Raw genomic sequence first — 6,338 nt, 5'->3', positions numbered from 1 at the left:
ACGCGTTACTCACCCGTCCGCCACTAAGTAAGAGCTAAGCAAGCTTCTCTCTTACTCCGTTCGACTTGCATGTGTTAGGCATGCCGCCAGCGTTCGTCCTGAGCCAGGATCAAACTCTCTAAAATATTGTATTAAAATGACCGAGGTCAATCTAATCTAAATTTTAGAGCATTTTGTATCTGCTCAATTAGTACGCTTTCGCGTTTCTTAGGTTTTTATAGAGTCCTAAGAACTCTTATCCGGAAGTACTCACTCCTCGTTTCCGAGAAGCTTTCTCTCAAAAAATTACGGGTTCTTTTGTCTTTCTCGTTGTTTAATTTTCAAGGTCCTGTCCGACTCTTCAGCGCTTTTCGCTTTCCGTGTCGTGCGCCGTTCTCTGTGGCGCTTGACTATAATACCAAACCACACAACTAATGTCAATGCTTTTTTTAAAGTTTTTTCGATTTTTTTCAAAAAACTTTCAATTTGCCTGAAAAAGACGCACTTCTGAGAAGTCTAAATCGCGAAAAGAGTCGGAAAAATCCAGTTCCAGAGCCATTTTCTCAGGAAAGAGGTCTGAAAGGGGTGCTAACACAAAAGCACGGTTCAAAATACCCGGATGTGGCAAACGAAGCTCGTCTTCACGCAAATTCGTGTTTTCATATAAAAGTAAATCCAAATCAATAATACGAGAACCATGATATTCACGCCGTTCACGACCAAGCCCTGCTTCGATACCAAGACATGCCCCGAGGAGCGCATGAGGAGAAAGCTCGGTGAGAAGCAATGCGCAGGCGTTAAGATAATCATTCTGGGCACTCTGCACCTCTACCGGAGCCGTTTCATAAAACCGGGAGGTTGCAATTACGGTTGTACCCGGCAGATTTTTCAGTGCCTGGAGCGCTTGCGTAATGTTCTCTAGTCGGTTACCCAAGTTTGAGCCTAGTCCTATCACTGCTTTTTTCAATGGAAATCACTTCGCTTTCTATTAATAAGGACTGCTGTATAATCAAAATCTGCTTGGATGGGTGCCTCCGGCTTTTTCAATAGAACCTCCAGCTCCATTATCTGCGCAAAATCTTTGAATAGCTGTTCGGCGATTCGCTGGGCTGCCCGCTCTAGTAAATCGTACGATTGCTCCTTCATAACTCGTACCGTTGTTTTTAAAATTTTAGCATAGCTAACCGTATCATCAATACAGTCGCTCGTGCACGCCGCAGACAAGTCCAACGAGGCGGTCACATCTATTTCAAAGTTTTGACCGTCTCTTTTTTCTTCTTCATTGACACCATGATATGCAAAAACACGCAATCCCTTTACAATGATTTTATCCATGAGCCATTCCTCCCTCTTTTGCGCAAAGTACGGCATAGGCTACCTGTGCCGCCTGAACTGCCTCTCGAACGTCGTGCACACGCAGTAGCTGCGCTCCACCAGCCTGCGCGATTGTATGCGCTGCCAGCGTGCCTGGTAACCGCTCCTGAGCAGGTGGGTTACCGCTGCTTTTGCCAATAACCCCTTTGCGTGAAGCCGCCATGAGAAAAGCACAGCCTTCTATTTTAACCGCCTCAACGTTTGCAATCAGGCGCAGATTTTCTTCATATGTTTTACCAAACCCTATGCCGGGGTCAAAGCAAATGCGTTCCGGGTTGATACCAATTTCTTTCGCATAGCGCAGCTTGTCCTCAAAGAAGCGCCGTACACGCGTTAAAATATCCTCTGAAGGGTCTTCCTCTAATACATGGCCATTATGCATGATGATACAGCCACAGGTGTTCCCTTGCACCGCAGGGAACATGGCAGGGTCGGTAAAGCCATTTACATCATTAATCACGTCAGCACCCGCAGAGAGTGCCAGAGAGGCTACCTGTGGGTAAAAGGTATCAATGGAAATCGGAATACGCAGCCGCCCTGTAAGAGCCTTTAGAACCGGCTCAATACGTTCCCACTCTTCCTCTGGTGGAATTGCGGTAAAACCGGGGCGGGTAGACTGCCCGCCAATATCCAGCATTCCGGCTCCCTGCTCCTGCATGGCAAGCGCGTTTGCCACAGCGACCTCCGGTTCAAAGCTTCTGCCGCCATCCGAAAAGGAATCAGGCGTTACATTTAATATGCCCATAATACAGGCAGGCCCATTCAATGGCAGGAAATATTTTCCCGCGCGAAACCCGCTCATCGATGACCACCCAACAGAAGCATTACCTCACTGCGGGTTTTTGCCTCCGTACGCATTGCACCACGCAGAGCAGAGGTCTGCGTCGTCGCTCCGGCAGCACGAATACCGCGCATGGTCATACAAAGATGCTCTGCCTCTGCAACAACAGCTACACCGTATGGCTTCATATTATCATATAGAAAGTCTGCAATCTGTGCCGTCAGGCGCTCCTGCACCTGAGGGCGAGAGGCAAAGGTCTTTACAATTCGAGCGAATTTAGAAAGACCAATGATTCGGCCGTCCTTAGGAATATAAGCAACATGCACCTTACCAATAAAGGGGATTAAGTGGTGTTCACAAACCGAATACAGCGGGATGTCTCGTACCAAAACCAGCTCACCGTGCTGCTGCGGCTCATGAAAAATCTTTAAATGGTCCATGGGGTCTTCTTCTAACCCAGAAAAAATCTCTGCATACATTTTGGCTACACGGTCTGGTGTTTCTAGCAGCCCCTCACGCTCCGGGTTTTCGCCCACTGCCAGCAGCAACTCCGTTACCGCCGCGCGAATTCTCTCTTGATCCATATTAAAAAGCCTCCTAACCTTTATTTTTCCATTGGGGCAACATACCTACACGATTCTTCCAAAAGAATGTAAAATATCAAGCATTGTGTTCATTCCCGGTGAATTTGCAGACATAAGGCAGGTAAAATTGCCAAAAATAGCGTGTGTGCTTTTCTTGATAAGCGAATCATGCTACAATTTAGTAATAGCATACCGAAAACAACGTTATTATGCAATAGATTTGCGCACGCGAAAAAAATAACAAATAGCGTGCAACAACAAGGAGGAAATGAATTACATGCATTATGAAGGTACCATTTTTCGCCCGCCGTCAGAAGCTGACAGCCTGCTCGTACAGGTAACGGTGGGCTGCTCGTGGAATAAATGCACATTCTGCGATATGTATTCGGAGAAGCAATTCCGGGTACGCAATATGGATGAAATTAAAGCAGACTTAGTGGAGGGCTCGCGCTATCGCAGCCAAATACGCCGCATCTTTTTGTGTGACGGTGACGCGCTTGTGCTGAAAACGCCCATGCTGCTTGAGATATTAGAAACCATTCGTGTGCTGTACCCCGATTTAGAGGCCGTTCGTGTTTACGCCTCAGCCCAAGATATTCTGCGTAAAAGCCATGAAGAATTGTGTCAGCTGCACGAAGCAGGCCTTGAAATGGTGTACATTGGGCTAGAGTCTGGCAGCGACAAGGTCTTAACGGAAGTAAATAAGGGAATTACAAAACAAGAAATGATTTCCGCAGCAAATGCTGCCACAAAAGCGGGGCTTCGCCTTTCTGTCAGCATTATTTCAGGGCTTGGCGGTCAGGCGGATTCGCGTGAACATATTCTCGAAACGGCGGATGCCTTAAATCAGATGCAACCAGATTACGTTGGTATGCTGGTTCTGCACGCCGGCAACGACACCGACATGTTCCGTAAAATTGCCGAAGGAACGTTCCGCTTACCCAGTGCTACCCAAGTGCTAGAGGAAATGAAGCTGCTAATTGAAAATTTAGATTTGAAACACTGCTACTATACCAGTGCACATGCCTCCAACTATATTGATGTACGCGGCCGCTTACCAGAAGATAAGGATGCAATGCTCCGCAATATCGCTCGCCTGACCGAACTGGTTCGCAAAAGAGAGGGCACGCCTCGTTAGTTCATCCCTCTCCAATACCGCCCAAAAGCGATGCCGCTTCTTGGGCGGTACTATGTTAAATGAAGGGATTATAGAATGACCACCATTTGTCACACTTTAAAGGAATGCATTCAAGAGAAATCGTTGGTGGAGCTTTACACCAATGGAGACGACGAATTTTCAGTCGGGCTACCTCTCTATATGGATGATAAAGGGGTTGTTGTGTTTAATATTGACCCTCAGGGCAGAATGGACGGCTACTCTTATTATGACTTGTCTTCCATTCATATATTGAATACAGATACCTCTTATCTACAAAAACTAAATCATTACCGAAAGTTCTGGGAGGAAAACCAAGGCGGCGTTTGTGCAAACACATTGCTGCCTCGCTTTACTTATGATTCTTCTGAACCACTATTATTAGAGGTTTTAAGGAAACAACAAAATGAAAATCGCATTGTTTCGATTGAAACCTGTTGTGCCGATAATTTGTATACTGGTTTTCTAATTCAGCTAACTGAAAAAACAATCGTATTAAATACCATTAATATTGAAAATGCAAAGGCGACGGAGAAGATTATCATCCATTTAAAAGACATTGTATTCGCCGAGTTCAACAGCATCGATAATCTCTTGCTGGAATCTGCTTTTCGTACTTTATAAGTAATTCGTAAAATAACGGAAAAACCGCCTTTGGGAAAATCCCAAGGCGGTTTTTTCTGTATAAAACCTCAAGCTAACTAAAAAGGGCGAACAAACGAATTTAACTGATTTTTGCAAGGATTACGAAGTTCAGAACAAACAGAATCGTCGAAATCCATAGAATGGGGTGAATCTCTTTGGCTTTCCCTTTTACTACCTTAATAATGCAGTAGAACAGGAAGCCCGCAGCGATACCATAAGAAATGCTGTAGCACAGTGCCATGAAGATACCGGCGAAGAACCCGGGAATCGCATCCTCCATGTTTTCCCACTGAATGTCGCGGAAAGAACTGAGCATCATGATACCAACTATAATCAAAGATGGGGCGATAGCCGCATCGGGAATTGCACTAACAAGGGGAGCAAAGAATGCGCTGACAATGAACATTGCAGCAGTAACTACACTGGTTAAACCGGTGCGTCCACCTGCGCCGATACCGGCGGCACTCTCTACATAAGTTGTGGTATTCGAGGTACCAATAATTGCACCAATGGAGGTTGCGGTTGCATCTGCAAACAGCGCTCTTTCCATTTTGGAATTAAAGCTTCTGTTCTCCGACAGGTTGTCCTGCTCGTTGTCGGTAAAAATACCGGCTTTACGGCCTGTACCAATAAATGTTCCAATGGTATCAAACATATCCGACAAGCTAAATGCAAAAATCGTCATTAATACAAGGGGAAGCTTAGAAGGATCCGAGAACAAAGACTGCATTCCGGGGTTGCCGAATGCGGCACCAAAGGTTTCCGGCAGTTGATTCACTGCATCCGTAAAGCTAACGGAGTTGCTCATAGTAGTAAGGCCGAGCGGGATACCGAGAACTGCAGTAACCATAATACCAATTAGAATGGCACCCTTTACATTGCGGATAATCAAAATAACCGTAAAGATAATACCAAACAGCGCCAGCAAAACGGACGGAGTATTGAAGTGAACAATTGCAGGAACAATGCTGGAGTTCGCTACAACCGTGCCGCTGTCAAGCACAATATTTTGGCCGGGGTCAGAGGTAAACGATAGAAGACCGCACTTCTTAATGCCGATGTAAGCAATAAATACACCAATACCGCCGCCAATTGCGTGCTGCAGCATGGGGGGAATCGCATCAATAATCATTCTGCGAATTTTCGTTACGGTAATTACAATATTGAGAAGACCGCACAGAAAAACCATTGCGAGTGCTTCTTGCCATTTAAAGTTCAAACCGAAACAAACGGTGAAAACAAAAAATGCGTTGAGTCCCATTCCGGGAGCCTGTGCATAGGGTACGTTAGCAAACAGCCCCATAACAAGGGTACCGATTACCGAAGCAATAATGGTTGCCAAAAACACCGCGCCCCAGGGCATTCCAGTTTGTGAAAGCATGCTCGGGTTTACCATAATAATGTATACCATGGTAAAGAAGGTTGTTATACCAGCCACGACCTCGGTCTTAACGTTGGTCTTTTGACCCTTCAGGTCAAAAAAGTCCCCCTTGGGGTGAAACGTACTCTGTTTGTTTTCCGCCATTCCGTTCATTCCTCCTGAAATAAAGTAAGAAGCCTTTTACATGGCTTCTTAGGGTATTTGCCTATCTCTTAGGACTTGAATCAACAATCCTAAGTATAGAGAATTCTTCATTCAAAATCAAGTGTGTGAATCGACAAATTTTTGGTTTTGGAAACAGTTTATTCATAACTTTTTTAAGAATTTTACATATTTTTTTCTTTTTATGGAACTATTCGCTTTATCATTGCCACATTTTGGCTCTGTTTATGCAGGAAAGAAGGGTTTGTTCTATTGAACAAACCCTCTTCTATCCCC

At 45.2% G+C, this 6,338-nt stretch carries 7 protein-coding genes and 1 rRNA gene; 2 read left to right on the top strand and 6 right to left on the bottom strand.

Translation table 11 applies throughout. The annotated features are described in order from the left end of the window. The 5 genes from CAN90_RS01945 to folE form a co-directional block, all read right to left on the bottom strand. Window positions 1-125: ribosomal RNA gene (locus CAN90_RS01945) — 16S ribosomal RNA — on the bottom strand; the annotation flags it as partial. Window positions 126-460: 335 nt separating this feature from the next. After that, window positions 461-946 carry a 2-amino-4-hydroxy-6-hydroxymethyldihydropteridine diphosphokinase gene (gene folK / locus CAN90_RS01940; protein ID WP_085832146.1) on the bottom strand — a complete coding sequence of 162 codons (486 nt, stop codon included), beginning with the start codon at window positions 944-946 and terminating at the stop codon, window positions 461-463. Beyond that, a complete protein-coding gene (folB, locus tag CAN90_RS01935; RefSeq protein ID WP_085832145.1) occupies window positions 943-1,314 on the bottom strand; it encodes a dihydroneopterin aldolase in 372 nt (123 codons plus the stop codon). The genes folK and folB overlap by 4 nt, the downstream gene beginning before the upstream one ends. After that, entirely contained in the window at window positions 1,307-2,155 is an 849-nt protein-coding gene (folP, locus tag CAN90_RS01930) for a dihydropteroate synthase (RefSeq protein WP_085832144.1), read from the bottom strand. The genes folB and folP overlap by 8 nt, the downstream gene beginning before the upstream one ends. Continuing rightward, the gene (gene folE, locus CAN90_RS01925) at window positions 2,152-2,718 is read right to left on the bottom strand and encodes a GTP cyclohydrolase I FolE (protein ID WP_085832143.1); all 567 of its coding nucleotides are present in this window, start codon (window positions 2,716-2,718) and stop codon (window positions 2,152-2,154) included. Before folE ends, folP begins: the two co-directional genes overlap by 4 nt. 268 nt (window positions 2,719-2,986) lie before the next feature. On the opposite strand from folE, the gene CAN90_RS01920 reads away from it, so the two are divergent. Both CAN90_RS01920 and CAN90_RS01915 read left to right on the top strand, forming a co-directional pair. Next, window positions 2,987-3,856 carry a radical SAM protein gene (locus CAN90_RS01920; protein WP_242953543.1) on the top strand — a complete coding sequence of 290 codons (870 nt, stop codon included), beginning with the start codon at window positions 2,987-2,989 and terminating at the stop codon, window positions 3,854-3,856. A 75-nt stretch (window positions 3,857-3,931) separates the two neighbouring features. Continuing rightward, window positions 3,932-4,498, top strand: a complete 567-nt coding sequence (locus CAN90_RS01915) for a hypothetical protein (RefSeq protein ID WP_085832141.1) — start codon at window positions 3,932-3,934, stop codon at window positions 4,496-4,498. Between the two features lie 100 nt (window positions 4,499-4,598). On the opposite strand, the gene CAN90_RS01910 is transcribed toward CAN90_RS01915, so the two are convergent. Then, window positions 4,599-6,044 carry an NCS2 family permease gene (locus tag CAN90_RS01910; protein ID WP_085832140.1) on the bottom strand — a complete coding sequence of 482 codons (1,446 nt, stop codon included), beginning with the start codon at window positions 6,042-6,044 and terminating at the stop codon, window positions 4,599-4,601. Window positions 6,045-6,338 lie beyond the last annotated feature (294 nt).

Origin of the sequence: Clostridium merdae (genome assembly GCF_900176635.1) — a bacterium.
Lineage (GTDB): Bacteria > Bacillota > Clostridia > Oscillospirales > Acutalibacteraceae > Faecalispora > Faecalispora merdae.
Note: the sequence above shows the minus strand (reverse complement) of the source record. Positions and strands in the feature narration are given on the sequence as shown.